The sequence below is a fragment of the Kribbella sp. NBC_00889 genome (assembly GCF_045207705.1).
Lineage (GTDB): Bacteria > Actinomycetota > Actinomycetes > Propionibacteriales > Kribbellaceae > Kribbella.
The window spans coordinates 5,782,569-5,799,471 of sequence record NZ_CP108783.1; the positions used below are offsets into that span (position 1 = coordinate 5,782,569).

The following is a 16,903-nucleotide window of genomic DNA, read 5'->3' on the forward strand; positions in this document are numbered from 1 at the left end:
CGCTGCGCAGGTTGTTCAGTATGCTGACATCACTGTTGGACCATTTGGTCAGTCTGACCACTACGGGAGGCGCGGTATGTCGGTCGATGCGCTGGACGCCCGGATCCTCGGGCTGTTCGCGGCCGAACCACGGGTCGGCGTCCTCGAGGCGTCGCGGCGGCTGGGGGTCGCACGCGGGACGGTGCAGGCGCGGCTCGACCGGTTGCAGCGCGACGGCGTCGTCCGCGGCTGGGGCCCGGACATCGACACGACCGCGATCGGCTATCCGGTCACGGCGTTCGCGACACTGCAGATCGAGCAGGGGTCGGGACACACGACGGTCGCGGCCGCACTGGCGCGGATCCCGGAGGTGCTCGAGGTCCACACGATCACCGGCGCCGAGGACCTGTGGTGCCGGATCGTCGCGCGCTCGAACGCCGACCTGCAGCGGGTGATCGATCAGGTGGTGATCGTCCAGGGCATCCAGCGTGCATCCACGGTGATCGCCCTCGCCGAGCAGATCCCGCACCGCGTGCTCCCCCTGGTCGAGGCGGCGACCAAGAGCTAGGCCAAACGCTTGGCTACTTCGACTGCGGCCCGCGCAACGCGCGGGCCGACGAATTCGCGGTCGAGCTTGCCGAGTACGACGACCCCGATGGAGGCCTCCACTCCGGGCACGCCGAGGACCGGCGACGACACACCCTGGGCACCGGCCTGCAGTTCGCCGGAGGTGACCACGAACGGCCGCCCGGCCGGATCCGGCTTCCGGCGACCGGCCAGGATCGCCTTGCCGGCGGCACCCTGATCGAGCGCGTGCCGCGACCCCATCCGGTAGGAGACGTGGTAGTCGGTCCAGCTCGGCTCGATCACCGCGATCGCGAGCGCCTCATCGCCATCCGCGACGGTCAAGTGCGCCGTCGCGCCGGTGTCCTCGGCGAGTGAGCGCAGTACCGGAAGCGCGGCGTCACGCAGTGTGGGCTGAACGCGACGGCTGTAGTGCAGGACGGCCAGGCCGAGCCGGGCTCGTCCTTCGGAGTCGCGCCGTACGAGCCGATGCAGCTCGAGGGTGTTCACCAACCGGTAGACGACGGTCCGGCTGACCCCCAATGCGGCGGCCAGCTCGGTGATCGAGAGACCGTCCGGGGCGTCCGCGAGCAGTTCGAGGACAGTGAGTCCCCGGTCCAGCGTCTGCGAGGTCTCTGCGGGCACGTTCGAAGAGTATCCGTTTTTCGGGCGCGGCCCGATGGCCCCGTATCTTGCTGCCGTGCGAAATTACTGGGCGCTCCTCCCCGCCATCGCCATCGTGATCGGGCTGACGCTGCTCTACGCCATCCCGACGCTGATCAATCCGCAGTGGACGAGCTCGGTACTGGCGCTGTTCCGGCAGGTCCCGGAGCAGCCGGATCCGGCGCTGGACCCGGCTCATGACCCAGCGCTGCCGCCGGCCGAGGCGCGGCGCGCGGCCGGGATCCTCGGCCCGCAGCAGATCAGGTCGCGGCGCATGCTCGCCGTCCTGCTGGTGGCCGGGGTGGTCGCTCTGATCGGGTTCAACATCTCGCTGAACCGGGAGCGGAACGGCTGCTACAAGGCCGCCGAGGCCTGGGGCGCGATCCCCGGGAAAGCCGACCGCGACCCGTGCATCAACAAGATCTTCGGCAGCTTCTTCGGCGACCCCACCGGCTTCAAGCCGCTCGAGGCGAAGCCGCAGCCGATCGAGACCTACCAACTGATCCACAAGAAGCACCCGAAGTACCTGAAGTGGATGCAGAACGGCCCCGGCTACGACGACGTGGATCTGCTGATCGGCTCGGGCAGCAGCTGCTCACTGGACCTGAAGGTCGTCGAGGAGGAGGACAAGGTGATGGTCCTGCTCGACTCGGACACGCCGTGCCCGCCGGAGGACGCGATCTCGCTGAGTTCGGTGAAGCTGAAGAAGCCACTGGGCGACCGCAAGGTCGTCACCGTCGACGACAAGCCGATGCGCGAGATCAACCCTGACGCCGACTCCTGGCCGACGGTGCTGAAGAAGCTGGTCACCGGGGGCTGATCAGCTCAGCGCCCGGGTCTTGGAGTCGTACTCGCGGAACGGGCGGTTGCGGGCGAGCAGGATCAGCAGGCCGACGATGCAGACGGCCGCACCACCGAGCAGCGCGATGGTCGGGGTCGTCAGGGAGGCCGACGTACCCACGACGAAGTCGCCCAGGCGCGGTCCGCCGGCCACGACCACGGTGAACACACCCTGCAGCCGGCCACGCATGGCATCCGGCGCGGCGGACTGCAGCACGGTGTTCCGGTACGCCGAGCTCACCATGTCGGCCGCCCCCGACAACGCGAGCAACGCCACGCCCAGCCAGATCGTGCGGGACAACCCGAACAGGCCGACCGCCGCCGCGTAGACCGTGATCGCGACGACGATCGCCACTCCCTGTCTTCGGACCCGGCTCACCCAGCCGGAGAACACCACGCCGATCAGCGCGCCGATCGCCGGCGCCGCCTGCAGCAGGCCGACGGTACGGACGCCACCGCCGAAGAACGCGCCCGCCACGGCCGGGAACAGCGCACGAGGCTGGGCGAACACCATCGCGAGGATGTCCGCCAGGAACGTCGCCAGCAGTGCCGGCGCGGCCCGGAGGAACGTGAACCCCTCGAGCACCGACCGCAGACCGGCCCGCCGGACCAGCCCGGTCGGCGGTACGGCCGGTAGCCGGAACAGCGCGTAGAGCGCCGCGGTGAACGTGATCACGTCGACCAGGTACGCCGCCGCGAACCCGTGCCAGGCGATCACCGCCGCGCCGAGCAACGGCCCGACGGTGAAGCCCAGGTTGAACGCGGCCTGGCTGAGCGTGTTCGCGGCCGGCAGCAGCTCGGGCCGGATCAGCCGCGGGATGATCGCGGATCGGGCCGGGCCGTTCACCGCGAAGCACGCCGACTGGCAGGCGACGACGGCGTACAGGATCCACACCTGGCCCCAGTTCAGCTGCGACTGCAGCACCAGGATCATCGAGAGCACCCAGAGCCCGGTCGACGAGACGAGCGCGAGCATCCGCCGGTCGATCGCGTCGGCCATCGCCCCGCCGTACAGCCCGAACACGACCAACGGCACCAGCGCACACAACCCGACCAACCCGACCGCGAACGTCGACCGGGTCAGCGCGTACACCTGGATTGACACCGTCACCGCGGTCATCTGCGTCCCGAGCTGCGACACCGTCGACCCGACCCACAACCGACGGAAGTCCGGCGATTCCTTCAGGGGGCGGATGTCAGTCAGCAGTGGCACGGTGACAACTTATGTCACGACGTGAAGGATCAGACGCGCGGGAACAGTTCGTGGTCAAGCGATTCACCGACCGTCAGCCCGAGCCCGTCGGTGACCACGTGCCCGGCACCGGAGTACGTCGCCTCGGCGTCGACGTAGATCGCGACGTGGGCGATCCGCGGATCGTCGGTCAGGTTCGGGGTCGCGGAGTGGGCCAGGTAGGCGTTGTGGAAGGTGCAGTCGCCGGCCCGCAACGGGATGGTCAGCCGCTCCTGCCAGCGCAGGTCGGGGGCGGCCCGGAACATGTCGTCCCGATCGGCCAGGTCCTGCCGGCGCAGGTCCTGGTGATCGTGCGAGCCGGGGATGAACGTCATACACCCGCGCTCCACCGGGACGTCGACCAGCGCGACCCAGGCGGACAGCGAGTGCCGCGACCCGGCATGGGGCCAGTACGGCGCGTCCTGGTGGAACTCGGTGGCCGCGCCGTTGTGCGGCGGTTTGATCAAAACCTGGTCGTGCCAGATCCGCAACGGCACCCCGGCCAGCGCCGTTGCCGCGGCGGCGAGTCGTGGATCGAGCGTGAGCTCACGCAGTACGTCGTCCTGCCGCCAGACGTTGACGTACTGGTTGAAGATCGCCGACCCCTTCGAGTAGTCGTCGGCCGCCGCAGTGACCGCGACCGCGGCGTCGCGGAACCGGGCCGCGTCGTCGGCGCCGATGATGTTCCGGATCCGGACCACCCCGTCGCGGTGATAGGCGGAAATGATCTCTTCATCGAGTACGGCGGGTGCCGTAGGGTCGATCGTGGTCATCGGGCCACTCCTTGAAATCCGTTGGCGGGAAGGTCTTTCCAGCCTCGCCTGGATCTGTGCGCGGCGACAGGCAACCATTGACCGATGCTTGACTGATCTTGACCTCCGGGAGGCGTGCGGTGCACCAGATCCTGAGCAGTGAGGTGTTCCCGGACCAGCGGCTTCCGGTCGCCGGTGAGCGGCTCGAACTGGTGGCCGACGTCGCACCGCACAGCCACGCGTTCTTCGAGATCGCCGTCGTACTCTCCGGGCGGGGCACCCATGTCTCGGCCGCCGGTGAGGTCGCGCTGCAGCGCGACTCGGTCGTCGTCCTCCGGCCGGGCGACTGGCACGGGTACACCGGCTGCGACAGGCTCGTGGTCCGCAACGCCTATCTGGGCGCCGACATCTTCAGCCTGCTGTCCGCCGCGCTGATCCCGAGTGACGGACCGCCGACCCTGGCGCACCCGGCCGTGCAGCACGCGATGCGCTTGCTGGAGGCAAGCATCGACGAGCCGTGGACACTGGACCGGCTGGCCGCCGCGGTGAACCTCGCCCCCGGCTACCTGGTCCGGCTGTTCGGGCGGTCGGCCGGCGTCTCTCCGATGGCCTACCTGAACCGGCTCCGGGCCGAGCGAGCGGCCGGGCTGCTGATCGAGACCGACCTGCCGGTAGCGACCGTCGGCGCGATGGTCGGCTGGCACGACCCGAGCCACGCCAGCCGCCGCTTCCGGGCCTGCTTCGGCCTCAGTCCCTCCCGGTACCGAGCCGCTTTCAGACCGTAAGCAAAGATGTCTCCATGACGTCTGTTCGTACGCCTGACCCGAACCCCGGCTGGCTCTCCGACTTCGCGCTGCAAGAGACCCGCTCCCGGGTGCCGATCCTGTACGTCGAGGCCGTGCCGGCCCGTGTCGACGCCGCCGGCCAGATCGAGCACGTCGGGGTTCTGCTGCGCGGGGCGGCCGAGACCGGGCAGATCATCCGGACCCTGGTCTCCGGCCGGGTCATGCACGGCGAGTCGATCCGCGACGCCCTGCAGCGCAACATCGAGAAGGACCTCGGCCCGGCCGCGTTCCCGCGGCTGCCGATGAGCCCGGTGCCGTTCACGGTCGCGGAGTACTTCCCGCTGCCCGGTGTCACGCCGCTGCACGACCCGCGTCAGCACGCGGTCGCGCTGGTGTACGTCGTACCGGTGACCGGCGACTGCAATCCGCGGCAGGACGCGCTCGAGCTCACCTGGCTGACGCCGAAGGAAGCACTCGAGCCGGCCCTTCTGACCGACCTCGAAGGTGGCCGCGGGCATCTGATCAAGCAGGCCCTCGCCTGGTCCGGCGCCCTCGTCTGACGTCTGCGGCCGGCCGGGCCGGTCGGCGCGGGCTCACCAGGATAGGCGGCCTGCCTCGGCATGGACCTCGCCGGTCGGACCGTCGGCGCCGAGCGTTGCCAACCGGACCGCGACGGACGCGCCCTGCGCAGGCGTGCGGGCCGCGTCCCAGCCACCCATGTCCGTCGCGCAGTTGCCCGGGTCGGCGGCATTCACCAGGATCCCGGTGCCGCGCAGTTCGTTGGCGAGCATCACCGTGACCATGTTCACCGCCGCCTTCGACGAGTTGTAGCCGAGGGTCAGCACGGTCGACATCCGCGACTCCGGATCGCCCACCTGCGTGAACGAGGCCAGTGACGTCGACAGGTTCACGATCCGCGCCCGCCCCGCCTTCCGCAGCAGAGGCAGCACGGCCCGAGTCGTCCCGACGAGCCCGATCACATTCGTCTCGAACGCCTGCCGCAGTACGTCGCTGTCCACCCGCGACACCGCGTCGTCGCCGACCGGGATGATCGCCGCATTGTTGACGAGCACGTCCAGCCGACCGTACTCACGGTCGATCAGGTCCGCCGCGGCCCCAACCGACCGATCGTCGGTCACCTCCACCTGGACCGCAGCCGCATCGAAGCCCTCGGCAACCAGTTCCTTCGCAGCGACCTCGCCACGCGCCAGATCCCGCGACCCGACCAGCACGACGAATCCGGCCTCTCCGAGCTGCCGTGCGATCTCCTTGCCGATGCCCTTGTTGGCGCCCGTGACGAGCGCGATCTTCTTCTCCGTCATGTCCTCCAGCCTGATGAACGGCGGCGCCGCGAGGCAGAGCGAGCTCAGCCTGGGATCGGCAGTCCCTGGTTGGCGCCACCGCCTGCTGCGATGCTGGACTGGTGGATCGGGGTCAGCTGGCGGAGTTCCTGCGAGTACGGCGGGAGCGGCTGACACCTGCCGACGTCGGGCTTCCGGCCGGACTGCGTCGACGTACGCCCGGACTCCGGCGCGAGGAGGTCGCCGGCCTCGCGACCATGTCGACCGACTACTACACCCGGCTCGAGCAGGGGCGTGGGCCGCGACCGTCGCGTCCGGTGCTGAGCGGGCTGGCGCGGGCCCTGCGGTTGAACGACGACGAGCGCGACCACCTGTTCCGGCTGGCCGGTGAGCAGCCGGGTCCTCCCCCAGGTCCGCCTTCGGACGTGCGGGACGGCGTACTGCGGATGCTCGGGCGGCTCGACGTACCGGGGATCGTGCTGGACGCGAAGTACGACGTACTCGCGTGGAACCGGCAGGCGGCGGCCCTGATGACGGACTTCTCCGCCCTGCCCGTGAAGGAGCGGAACCTGCTGCGGCTGCGGTTCCTGCACGGCGATCGGCAGGCGGAGCGGTACGGGATGGACGCGACCCAGGCGTTCGCGCGCGAGGCGGCGGCGGATCTGCGGGCGGCGACCGGGACCTACCCTGACGACCCGGCGATCGCACAACTGGTGTCCGATCTGCTCGCCGGGAGCTCTGAGTTCGCCGAGATCTGGGCCCGGCACGAGGTCGCCCGGCAGCAGAGCCTGTGCCAGACGATCCTCCACCCCGAGGTCGGCCGGATCGACGTGATCTGCGAGGTCCTGGTCATCCCCGAACGCGACCAGCGGGTGGTCATCTACACCGCTGAGCCCGGCTCACCGTCGGACCACGCGCTACGCCTGCTCGACGTGATCGGCACCCAGACACTGTCCCACGGCTGAGCCCCGTCGCGTACGCCACCGACGACGGCAAGGCGGAGGTGGCTCGCCCGGACGGGACGAAGTACGCGATCGACGCCGAGGGGTACAACTCGGTTCGCTACCTGTTCGACCGTGGCCAGACCTACGACGCAGCCGGCGACCGCGACTACGGCTTCAGCCGCGCAATCCTCTGGTCCGCCTGCTCCGCCCCCTAAGCCCGGCGCTGCGTGGCCCAGTCGCGGATCAACTCGATGCGTTCCTTGAGCTGGATGGAGGAGGCGTGGGCCGCGGCTGGGCCGCCGAGCTTGCGGCGCAGGTCGTTGTGAATGACGCCGTGCGGTTGACCGGTCCGGTGGTGCCACGCGGCGACCAGACCGTTCAGCTCGCGACGTAGCAGCGCGACCTGCTCGTGCGTCGCCAGCTCGGTCGGCGTCGGGTCCTCACGCTCGGACGACCCCGGCCGCTGCGACCGCTTCTGCGCAGCGATCGACTTCGCCTGGCGCTTGCGCAGCAACTCCCGCACCTGATCCGGCTCGAGCAACCCAGGCAACCCGAGGAAGTCCAGCTCCTCGTCGGAGGCCTGGTCCCCACCGGTCCCGTAGTCGCCGCCGTCGAACACCACCCGGTCGAAGCTCGCATCCGACCCGAGCGCCTCGAACTTCGCCTCCAGGTCGTCGCTGGCACCCTCAGCCTGGTTCGCCTTCGCCAGCAGATCGTCCTCGAGCGCGAAGACGTCGCCATCCTCGTTCGTGTTCTTCCGGCCGAGCACGTGGTCCCGCTCGACCTCCATCTCGGCGGCGAAGCTGAGCAGCCGCGTCACCGACGGCACGAACACCGACGCCGTCTCACCCCGCTTGCGGGCCCGGACGAACCGTCCGACCGCCTGCGCGAAGAACAGCGGCGTCGACGTCGGCGTCGCATACACCCCGACCGCCAGCCGCGGTACGTCGACACCCTCCGACACCATCCGGACCGCGACCATCCACCGCGACTCGTCGGCGGAGAACTTCGCGATCTTCTTGCTCGCCGACTTCTCGTCCGACAGCACCACGGTCGGCGCCTGGCCAGTGATCTCGCGCAGCGTCTTCGCGTACGCACGGGCCGTGTTCTGATCGCCGGAGATGACCAGACCACCCGCGTCCGGCATGTGCCGGCGGACCTCGGTCAGCCGCTTGTCCGCGGCCGCCAGCACCGCAGGCATCCACTCGCCGGCCGGGTCGAGCGCCGTACGCAGAGCCTGGGCGGTCAGGTCCTTCGTGAGCGGCTCACCCAGTCGCGCCGCGACCTCGTCACCGGCCTTCGTGCGCCACCGCATCTCACCGGAGTACGACATGAAGATCACCGGGCGTACGACGTGATCCTGCAGCGCGTGCCCGTAGCCGTAGGTGTAGTCCGCCTTGCTCCGGGCGACCCCGTCGTGGGCGGTCTCGTAGGTCACGAACGGGATCGGGTTGTCGTCGCTGCGGAACGGCGTACCGGTCAGGCAGAGCCGGCGGGCCGCGGGCTCGAACGCTTCCCGCACGCCTTCACCCCAGCTGAGCGCGTCGCCGCCGTGGTGCACCTCGTCCAGGATCACCAGCGTCTTGAACCGCTCGGTCCGGACCCGGAAGGCCAGCGGGTTCACCGCGACCCCGGCGTACGTGACCGCGACGCCCTGGAAGTCCTTGTTGGTCTTGCCGCGCCGGCCGGCGAACGCCGGGTCGATCGCGATCCCGGCCTTGTCGGCCGCCTCGGCCCACTGGACCTTGAGGTGCTCGGTCGGCGTCACCACCGTCACTCGCTCGATCAGCCGCCGGTGCAAGAGCTCGGCGGCCACGGTGAGAGCGAAGGTGGTCTTACCCGCTCCGGGTGTCGCCACGGCGAGGAAGTCCCGCGGCTGGCTGTCGAAGTAAAGCTTGAGTGCCTCCGCCTGCCAGGCCCGCAGCTTGCTGGCGGTACCCCACGCGGCGCGATCCGGATACGCCGGCGGAAGCACGGCTGGTCCAGCTGGCACGCTCGAATCCACGGACGGCATACTCCCCCGTTAGTCGACTGTCGGCCGTGCAGGAACGTTACCTGACTTCGCCGACAAACCCCGACCGGCGTGTCGCAGTACGAGCGGTCTGTGGAGAAAGTTCCTGGGTCGACTGGTGTGTCGGCCTACACTCGGGGGCATGAGTACTCAGCTGAGCCCGGGGGCCGAGACGGTCGTCGACGAGCGGACGCAGCCGGCGCCGGCAGAGCCCGGCGATCACGAGCGGTTCTCGCACTACGTGCCGAAGGACAAGCTGACCGAGGCGATGGTGATGGGGACGCCGGTCGTCGCCCTGTGCGGCAAGGTGTGGGTGCCGAGCCGGGACCCACAGCGCTTCCCGGTCTGCCCGGAGTGCAAGGAGATCTGGGACTCGCTGAACCCGGGTGACGACGAGGGCGGCGAGTAGAGCCCGCCCAGGCGACAGGCCGCGCCGAGCCGCGCGGCCTCGACCCGAGGTGCGCGGGCGTCAGTTCTGGGAGGGGTCGTCCGGGTACGTCGCCAGGTACGCCATCTGATCGTTCTGGCGACGCAGGACCCGGCGCCACAGCGTGTCCGGGTGCAGGCTGAACACGTCGTCGGGTTCGGACTCGACGACGTACCAGGCGCCCTCGGTGATCTCGCCCTCGAGTTGCCCGCTGGACCAGCCGGCGTACCCGGCGAAGATGCGCATCCGCTGGATCGCTCCCTCCAGCAGCGCCGGCGGTACGTCGAGGTCGATCAACCCGATCCGGCCGAAGCACTCACGCCACCCGGGCGGGTCGGCCGTTTCGATCACCTCGGCGACGGCCAGCGCGCTGTCGGTGCCGACCGGGCCGCCCATGAACAGCACCCCGGGTTCGTTCACCGTGGTGGACCAGTCCGGCAGCACCCGGTCCACGGCCAGGTCGGCGGCACGGTTCACCACCACCCCGAGTGCGCCGTCGTCGTCGTGATCCAGCAGCAGGATCACCGACCGGCGGAAGGGCGGCTCGTCGAGCAACGGGGTCGCCACCAGCAGCGAACCGGTCAGAGTCGAGGCCGTCATACCCCCATCATGTCGTGCGCGACGCCCGTGGACCACGGAACACCCGGAACCCGAGCCAGGCGCCGAGCGCGACGCCGATCAGATCCGCGAGTACGTCGAACGGATCGCCGTCACGCTGGGGCAGCAGGAAGTACTGCGCCAGTTCGCTGACGATCGCGTTCGCCACCAATGCCCCCAGCAACCAGCGCGCCGAGATCCGCAGCTTGAGCCCGAGGAACGCGACCGACCCGAACAGGAACATGTGCGCGAACTTGTCCGCCATCGGGATCCCGACATGCGGACCCGCCTCCCGCGGCGCATAGACGCCGTACAGCTGCAGCAGGCAGGCCGCCACGAACGCGACCCGCCACGCCCACACCGCCACTCGCGAACTGGTGTCCCCGGTCACCGTTGCCGTCATTTACAGCACCGGGGAGTCGTCCGGGAAGTTCTCGTGCGCCGGGGCCTTGCCGCCGGCCGCGTCGCGGACGGCGTGCGCCACCCTGTTGTGCACCTCCGGGTGGAAGACGCTCGGCACGATGTACGTCGCGTTCAGCTCCTCGTCGGTGACGACACCGGCCAGCGCCTTCGCGGCGGCCAGTTCCATCTCGATCGAGACCTTCGACGACTGCGCGTCGAGCAGGCCGCGGAAGACGCCCGGGAAGACCAGCACGTTGTTGATCTGGTTCGGGAAGTCGCTTCGTCCAGTGGCCACCACCGCCGCGTGCTCACCCGCGTCCGCAGGGTCGACCTCCGGCACCGGGTTCGCCAGCGCGAACACGATCGCGTCGTTGTTCATCGTGGCGATGTCCGCGCCGGTGATGATGTTCGGCGCCGACACCCCGATGAACACATCGGCCCCGGCCAGCGCCCCCTTCAGGTCGCCGCTGTACTTGGCCGCGTTGGTGTTCTCCGCGATCCAGCGCAGCTCCGGTGACAGGCCGTCGCGCTCCGGGTGGATCACGCCACCGACGTCGGCGACGATCGTGTCCTTCACCCCGGCCGCGAGCAGCAGCTTCAGGATCGCCGTACCGGCCGCACCCGCACCGGACAGCACCACCCGCACGTTGCTGATGTCCTTGCTCACCACCCGCAGCGCGTTGTACAGCGCGCCCAGTACGACGACCGCCGTACCGTGCTGGTCGTCGTGGAAGACCGGGATGTCGAGCTCCTCACGCAGCCGGGCCTCGATCTCGAAGCAGCGCGGCGCGGAGATGTCCTCCAGGTTGATCCCGGCGAAGCCCGGCGCGATCGCCTTCACGATCGACACGATCTCGTCCGGGTCCTGGGTGTCCAGGCACAGCGGCCAGGCATCGATCCCGGCGAACCGCTTGAACAACGCCGCCTTGCCCTCCATCACCGGCAGGGCGGCCTTCGGCCCGATGTTGCCCAGGCCGAGGACGGCCGATCCGTCGGTGACGACCGCGACGCTGTTGCGCTTGATCGTCAGCCGGCGCGCGTCCTCGGGGTTGGCCGCGATCGCCAGGCAGACCCGCGCAACACCCGGCGTGTAGATCATCGACAAGTCGTCACGGTTGCGGATCGGGTGCTTGGCCTCCATCGAGATCTTGCCGCCGAGGTGCATCAGGAACGTCCGGTCCGACACCCGGGCGATCTCGACGCCGGGTACGGCGCGCATCGCCTCGACCAGACGGCCGGCGTGCTCGGTATCGGCGGCGGCACAGGTGACGTCGATCCGCAGCCGCTCGTGCCCGGAGGCCGTCACGTCGAGTGCGGTGACCAGACCGCCGGCCTGCTCGACCGCGGTCGTCAGCTTGCTCACCGTCGAGCCACCCGCGGGCACCTCGAGGCGAACGGTGATGGAATACGAAACACTCGGCAAGGCAGTCACGCCGGTGATCCTCTCACGTCACTGGTAAGGCTCCGAGGTTCCATACTTTACGTGCACGGCAGGACGCTGGGTAATCCTTTACTCGGGCGGCTAGTCTTCCCCTCAGCGAAGGGAGGATCGGTGCCGACGATCAGTGATGTGGCGGCTCGGGCCGGGGTGTCCACGGCCACCGTGTCCCGGGCGCTGAACGGCAAGGCCACGGTCGACCCGGACCTGGCCGCGCGGGTCCGGACGGCCGCCACCGAGCTCGGGTACCAGCCGAACGGACCGGCCCGGGCGCTGCGCCGCCAGGAGGCGGCCGTCGTCGCGCTGATCATCTCCGACGTCGAGAACCCGTTCTTCACCGCGCTCGCTCGCGGCGTCGAGGACGTCGCGCACGAGGTCGGCTACTCGGTCGTGCTGTGCAACTCCGACGAGAACGCCGACAAGGAGAACCGCTACATCGACATCGCGATCCAGGAACGGGTCGCCGGCGTCATCCTGTCCCCCAGCGGTACGGCGACCAGCGTCGCGAAGCTGGCAAGCCGGGGTACGGCGTACGTCGCTGTGGACCGCCCGCTGCCCGAGCAGGACAGCGACGCGGTGCTCGTGGACACCCGCCAGGCAGCGAAGCAGGCGACCGCGCATCTGGTTGCCCAAGGCTACGAACGGATCGGCTGCATCACCGGCCCGGCCGGCGTCCGCACCGCCGACGACCGCCTGGCCGGCTACCGCGACGCCCTCAGGTCCGCGAAGCGCCGCAGTACTCCCAAACTCGTTCGCCGCACCGAGTACAAGGCGGCCGGCGCCCATCGCGCCGCCCTCGACGTGATGTCCCAGCCCGAACCACCCGACGCACTGCTGGTCGCCAACAGCGCGATGGCAGTGGGCGTACTGCAAGCCCTGCAGGAACGCGGCATCCGCCCCGGCCGTGACGTCGGCCTCGTCTCCTTCGACGACGCCCCGTGGGCGGAGCTCGTCGATCCACCACTGTCGGTCGTAGCCCAACCGGCCTATGAGATCGGCGCCGTGGCAGCCCGCCTGCTACTCGCCCGGATCGCCGACAGCAGCCGGCCACCCACGACCACCACGCTCGGCGCCCGGCTGATCGAGCGGGCGAGCAGGGTACAGCTCGACAGGAGGTAGGCCGGCCGCGCCGACCGTCCCCCGCGTGGGCACTCGGCGATCGGCTCGCTGGAGCCGGACACCTCCTGTCGAGCTGCACACGTCAGCCGGTGGGGTTCTCCTCGGCGTAGATCTTGGCTGCGTTGGAGGCGTCGATCAGGCGGGTGGGCAGCGTCTGGGACTTCTCGATGGTGCCGCAGTCGACCAGGATCTTCTTCGCCGCGGCGATCGCTTCCTTGCCGTTCGTCGGGTAGGTGAAGGTGGCGCTCAGCCGGCCCTGCTCGACCGCCTTGATCCCACCGGACGGGATCGGCAGCGCGTCGATGCCGGTGAACTTCATCTCCTTCTCCCGGCCGACCGCCTTCGCGGCCAGGTACGCGCCCTCGGCCATCGGGTCGTTGTGGGAGTAGACCACGTCGATCTTCGGGTTCGCCTTCAGCAGCGCGTCCATCTGGGCCTGGCCCTTCTCCCGCAGCCAGTCACCACTCGCGGCGGCGATCACCTTGACCTTAGGGTTGCCCTTGATGCCGGCCAGGAAGCCCTCGTGCCGCTCGGCCTGCGGGGTGGCGCCGGCCAGCCCTTTCAGCTCGACCACGTTGCCACCATCCGGCAGCAGCTTCTCGGCGATGTACTTGCCGGCCTCGGTACCGATCTGCACGTTGTCGCCACCGATGAAGCCGGTGTACGCGTCACCCTCGACCTTGCGGTCCAGCACGACCACCGGGATGCCCTTGTCGTAGGCCTTCTTCACGACCGCGGTCAGCGGCTTGGCCTCGTTCGGGCTGATGATCAGCAGGTCGATCTGCTGGGTGATGTAGTTCTCCACGTCGGCGACCTGCTTGGCGTTGTCCTGCGCCGCGTCGGCGAACTTCACCTCGAACTGCGGCACCGTCGCCGCGGCCGCCTTGATGTCGTCGTCCATCCGCTGCCGGTACGGCTCGGCCACGTTCGCCTGGCTCATCCCGATCGTGTACTTGCCGTCGGCCCCCTTGCAGGACTTCGACGCACCCGCCTGCGGGCTGTCCGACGTCCGTTCGTTGGTCGTGCCACAGCCGGCCAGTACCAGGGCGGCGATCGCCGCGGCGGCCAGCGGAATCTTCACAGAGCGCATGGGAACCTTCCTCACGAGGTGGGGCGGAGTCGTTGCAGCGCGGCGGCGGCCACGATGACGAGTCCCTTGATCAGGAGCTGGATGTTGGAGTCGATGTTGTTCAGGGCAAGGATGTTGTTCAGTACGCCGAGCAGCAGCGCACCGGCGACCGTTCCGGCGACCGAACCACGGCCACCGGCCAGACTGGTCCCGCCGATCACCACTGCGGCGATCGCGTCCAGCTCGTAGCCGATCCCGTCGTTCGGGCTGCCCTGGTTCAGCTGGACCGCGTGCACGATGCCGGCCAGCGAGGCGAGCAGTCCGCAGATCGCGAACACCGCGATCTTGACCCGCACGACCGGTACGCCGGACAGCCGCGCGGCCTTCTCGTTGCCGCCGACGGCGTACAGATGGCGGGAGAACGCACTGACCCGCAGGAACACGACGGCGGCGATCGCGACCACCGCGAAGATCAGCACCGGGATCGGCACCAGGCCGCCGAACGTCCGCTCGCCGAGGATCGCCAACGAGTCCGGCGCCTCGTGCGGACCATCGCCGTACGCGATCGCGACGCCCTGCCCGCCGGACCAGATCCGGGCCAGGCCGCGCGCTATCTGCAGCCCGGCGAGTGTGACGATGAAGGACTGGATCCCGATCATCGCGGTCGCGACGCCCTGCAACGCGCCGAAGACCAGGCCGATCGCGAGGACGAGTACGACGGACGGCAGGAAGCCCCAGTCGTTCTCGACCATCAGGACCGCGGACCCCACCGCGGCCAGCCCGAGCACCGCGCCGACGGACAGATCGATGCCGCCGATCAGGATCACGAACGTCATCCCGATCGCGATGATGCCGATCTCGGACACCGCGCGGACCACGTTCGCCAGGTTGTCCGCGCTGATGAACAGGATCTCGCCGTCCTTGCGGGGCGAGAAGATGATCGCCGCGATGAACACGGCCAGTAGCCCGAAGACACTCTGGAACCGGAACAGCGTGGCGACCACTCCGCCGGCGGACTGCTCCACCGGCGTCGCCGCGACTCTCTCGTCCTGTACGGTCACCGGGCTCCTCCAACTTCTTCGAACACTTCGCCCTCTCCCATGGCTGCGGCGAGCAGGTCGCCTTCGCCGGAGTCCGCCGTACTGAAGGACGCGACGTCGCGCCCATCCCGCAGTACGACGACCCGATCGCAGACGCCGACCAACTCCGGCAGCTCGGACGAGGCCAGCAGGACGCCGATGCCCTGGCCGGCGAGCTCACCGAGCAGGCGGTAGATCTCGGACTTCGCGCCGACGTCGACGCCGCGCGTGGGTTCGTCGAGCAGCAGCAACTTCGGCTCGGTCAGCAGCATCCGGCCGAACACGACCTTCTGCTGATTGCCGCCGGACAGCGTGCCGACCTCGTCCTGCAGGCGGCCGAACTTCAGCCGCAGCCGGTCCGCCATCCGCACCGACGCAGCCCGCTCCATCCGCCGCGCGATCACCCCCAGCCGGCCGTACGACGGGAGGCTCGAGACGACCGTGTTCGCGAGGATCGAGTGGAAGAGGACAAGCCCGGACGCACGCCGGTCCTCGGGGACGAACCCGATGCCCTGGGCAAGTGCCTGGCGTGGTCGGCGGGGGTGGATCTCCTGGCCTTGCAGGAGGATCCGGCCGGTCCGCGTGCCCGTCGGGGCGACGCCGTACAGGGTCTCGAGCAGTTCGGTGCGGCCGGCGCCGAGCAGACCGGCCAGGCCGACGATCTCGCCGGAGCGAACGGTCAGTGAGATCCCGTCGGGGTCCCGGCGGCCGGGTCTCGGCCGGCGGGCTTTCAGAGCGAGGTTGTCGACCCGGAGGAGTTCGTCACCGGTATCGGTGTCGGGAGTGGTGAACATGGTCTGCACCGGGCGGCCGACCATCGCCTCGACGACCTCGGCGGTGCTCAGCTTGCGGGGGTCGAAGCTGCTGACGATCTGGCCGTTGCGGAGGACGGTCGCGCGGTCGGCGACCTGGGCGATCTCCTCCATCCGGTGCGAGATGTAGACGATGCCGACGCCGGACCTGCGGAGTTCGCGGATGACCTCGAAGAGGCGCTCGACCTCGGCGGTGGTCAGAGCCGAGGTCGGCTCGTCCATGATCAGGACGCGGGCGTCGAGCGAGATCGCCTTCGCGATCGTGACGAGTTGCTGCTCGCCGACGCGCAACTCGCCGACCGGGCGACGCGGGTCGAGCCTGACGCCGCTGCGTTCCAGTAGGGTGCGGGCCTCGCGCTCCATCCGTCGGCGGTCGACCGTCTTCAGCGCGGTGCGGAGTTCGCGGCCGAGGAAGATGTTGTCGGCGACGGACAGGCCGGGGACGAGATCGAGCTCCTGGTGGATCATCGCGATCCCGGCCGACTGCGCGTCGGTGGGTCCGCCGAAGCTGACCTGCCGGCCCTTGATCTCGATCGTGCCGTCGTAGTCGGTGACGTCGCCGGACAGGATCTTCATCAGCGTGCTCTTGCCTGCACCGTTCTCACCGAGCAGCGCGTGCACCTCGCCCGCGCCCAGGGTGAAGTCGACCTCGCGGCAGGCCTGCACACCGCCGTACCGCTTCCCGATCCGGACCATCCGGACCAGAGCAGCGCCGTCGGCCATGACACCTCCGCGACCCGGTGAGTAATCGATTTCCCGGACGCTAGACCGCGCCCTCCCAGCCCGTCAACCCCTCACCAACTCTCCGCATCAATCCGTAACCCAGCTTCGTCCCGCACGGGACCCTTTCCACCAGGGTCGAAAGGTGGGCGCGGACCGCCACGCCATCA

General features: G+C 69.5%; 19 protein-coding genes. 8 read left to right on the forward strand and 11 right to left on the reverse strand.

Features of this window, described 5'->3' with window-relative positions; genetic code table 11:
• The first annotated feature begins 76 nt into the window (after positions 1-76).
• Positions 77-547 (forward strand): Lrp/AsnC family transcriptional regulator, encoded by a 471-nt coding sequence (locus OG817_RS28165; protein WP_360453405.1) that lies wholly within the window; start codon positions 77-79, stop codon positions 545-547.
• On the opposite strand, the gene OG817_RS28170 is transcribed toward OG817_RS28165, so the two are convergent.
• The gene (locus tag OG817_RS28170) at positions 544-1,188 is read right to left on the reverse strand and encodes a helix-turn-helix domain-containing protein (RefSeq protein WP_360453407.1); all 645 of its coding nucleotides are present in this window, start codon (positions 1,186-1,188) and stop codon (positions 544-546) included. The two genes, OG817_RS28165 and OG817_RS28170, sit on opposite strands and share 4 nt — an antisense overlap.
• Positions 1,189-1,243: 55 nt before the next feature.
• Between OG817_RS28170 and OG817_RS28175 the strand changes: the two genes are divergently transcribed.
• A complete protein-coding gene (locus OG817_RS28175) occupies positions 1,244-2,026 on the forward strand; it encodes a hypothetical protein (RefSeq protein ID WP_406047606.1) in 783 nt (260 codons plus the stop codon).
• Here OG817_RS28175 and OG817_RS28180 read toward each other — a convergent pair whose 3' ends face one another.
• Positions 2,027-3,259 (reverse strand): MFS transporter, encoded by a 1,233-nt coding sequence (locus OG817_RS28180; RefSeq protein WP_396395479.1) that lies wholly within the window; start codon positions 3,257-3,259, stop codon positions 2,027-2,029.
• Between the two features lie 29 nt (positions 3,260-3,288).
• Positions 3,289-4,050: a phytanoyl-CoA dioxygenase family protein gene (locus OG817_RS28185; RefSeq protein ID WP_406047607.1), complete on the reverse strand. Its 762-nt coding sequence runs from the start codon at positions 4,048-4,050 to the stop codon at positions 3,289-3,291.
• Between the two features lie 119 nt (positions 4,051-4,169).
• On the opposite strand from OG817_RS28185, the gene OG817_RS28190 reads away from it, so the two are divergent.
• Together OG817_RS28190 and OG817_RS28195 are read left to right on the forward strand one after the other, a co-directional pair.
• Positions 4,170-4,814: a helix-turn-helix domain-containing protein gene (locus OG817_RS28190; RefSeq protein ID WP_406047608.1), complete on the forward strand. Its 645-nt coding sequence runs from the start codon at positions 4,170-4,172 to the stop codon at positions 4,812-4,814.
• A gap of 14 nt (positions 4,815-4,828) precedes the next feature.
• Positions 4,829-5,374 (forward strand): NUDIX hydrolase family protein, encoded by a 546-nt coding sequence (locus tag OG817_RS28195; RefSeq protein WP_360453422.1) that lies wholly within the window; start codon positions 4,829-4,831, stop codon positions 5,372-5,374.
• Between the two features lie 33 nt (positions 5,375-5,407).
• Here the strand turns inward: OG817_RS28195 and OG817_RS28200 are convergent, their stop codons facing one another.
• Positions 5,408-6,136, reverse strand: a complete 729-nt coding sequence (locus tag OG817_RS28200) for an SDR family NAD(P)-dependent oxidoreductase (protein WP_406047609.1) — start codon at positions 6,134-6,136, stop codon at positions 5,408-5,410.
• Between the two features lie 101 nt (positions 6,137-6,237).
• Between OG817_RS28200 and OG817_RS28205 the strand changes: the two genes are divergently transcribed.
• Together OG817_RS28205 and OG817_RS28210 are read left to right on the forward strand one after the other, a co-directional pair.
• The gene (locus OG817_RS28205) at positions 6,238-7,080 is read left to right on the forward strand and encodes a helix-turn-helix transcriptional regulator (protein WP_406047610.1); all 843 of its coding nucleotides are present in this window, start codon (positions 6,238-6,240) and stop codon (positions 7,078-7,080) included.
• 38 nt (positions 7,081-7,118) lie between these two features.
• Positions 7,119-7,274, forward strand: a complete 156-nt coding sequence (locus OG817_RS28210) for a hypothetical protein (protein ID WP_406047611.1) — start codon at positions 7,119-7,121, stop codon at positions 7,272-7,274.
• Here OG817_RS28210 and OG817_RS28215 read toward each other — a convergent pair.
• Positions 7,271-9,073 carry a DEAD/DEAH box helicase gene (locus OG817_RS28215; protein ID WP_406047612.1) on the reverse strand — a complete coding sequence of 601 codons (1,803 nt, stop codon included), beginning with the start codon at positions 9,071-9,073 and terminating at the stop codon, positions 7,271-7,273. The two genes, OG817_RS28210 and OG817_RS28215, sit on opposite strands and share 4 nt — an antisense overlap.
• Positions 9,074-9,212: 139 nt before the next feature.
• On the opposite strand from OG817_RS28215, the gene OG817_RS28220 reads away from it, so the two are divergent.
• Positions 9,213-9,479: a DUF3039 domain-containing protein gene (locus tag OG817_RS28220; RefSeq protein WP_131517534.1), complete on the forward strand. Its 267-nt coding sequence runs from the start codon at positions 9,213-9,215 to the stop codon at positions 9,477-9,479.
• 60 nt (positions 9,480-9,539) lie between these two features.
• On the opposite strand, the gene OG817_RS28225 is transcribed toward OG817_RS28220, so the two are convergent.
• From OG817_RS28225 to OG817_RS28235, 3 genes are read right to left on the reverse strand one after another with little or no spacing between them, the layout of a single operon-like run.
• The gene (locus OG817_RS28225) at positions 9,540-10,097 is read right to left on the reverse strand and encodes a YqgE/AlgH family protein (RefSeq protein ID WP_406047613.1); all 558 of its coding nucleotides are present in this window, start codon (positions 10,095-10,097) and stop codon (positions 9,540-9,542) included.
• A 7-nt stretch (positions 10,098-10,104) separates the two neighbouring features.
• Positions 10,105-10,497 (reverse strand): VanZ family protein, encoded by a 393-nt coding sequence (locus tag OG817_RS28230; protein ID WP_396395486.1) that lies wholly within the window; start codon positions 10,495-10,497, stop codon positions 10,105-10,107.
• Positions 10,498-11,928 (reverse strand): NAD-dependent malic enzyme, encoded by a 1,431-nt coding sequence (locus tag OG817_RS28235; protein WP_396395487.1) that lies wholly within the window; start codon positions 11,926-11,928, stop codon positions 10,498-10,500. It abuts the gene before it with no gap.
• Positions 11,929-12,048: 120 nt separating this feature from the next.
• Here OG817_RS28235 and OG817_RS28240 point away from each other — a divergent pair, with 120 nt between their 5' ends.
• Positions 12,049-13,053: a LacI family DNA-binding transcriptional regulator gene (locus tag OG817_RS28240; RefSeq protein WP_406047614.1), complete on the forward strand. Its 1,005-nt coding sequence runs from the start codon at positions 12,049-12,051 to the stop codon at positions 13,051-13,053.
• 82 nt (positions 13,054-13,135) lie between these two features.
• On the opposite strand, the gene OG817_RS28245 is transcribed toward OG817_RS28240, so the two are convergent.
• Genes OG817_RS28245 through OG817_RS28255 form a run of 3 tightly spaced genes read right to left on the reverse strand, consistent with a single transcriptional unit; the run spans position 13,136 to position 16,736 of the window.
• Complete coding sequence (locus OG817_RS28245) at positions 13,136-14,143, reverse strand: substrate-binding domain-containing protein (RefSeq protein WP_406047615.1); 1,008 nt, start codon at positions 14,141-14,143, stop codon at positions 13,136-13,138.
• Positions 14,144-14,154: 11 nt separating this feature from the next.
• A complete protein-coding gene (locus tag OG817_RS28250; protein ID WP_406047616.1) occupies positions 14,155-15,183 on the reverse strand; it encodes an ABC transporter permease in 1,029 nt (342 codons plus the stop codon).
• A complete protein-coding gene (locus tag OG817_RS28255) occupies positions 15,180-16,736 on the reverse strand; it encodes a sugar ABC transporter ATP-binding protein (RefSeq protein ID WP_406047617.1) in 1,557 nt (518 codons plus the stop codon). Before OG817_RS28255 ends, OG817_RS28250 begins: the two co-directional genes overlap by 4 nt.
• Between the last annotated feature and the right edge of the window lie 167 nt (positions 16,737-16,903).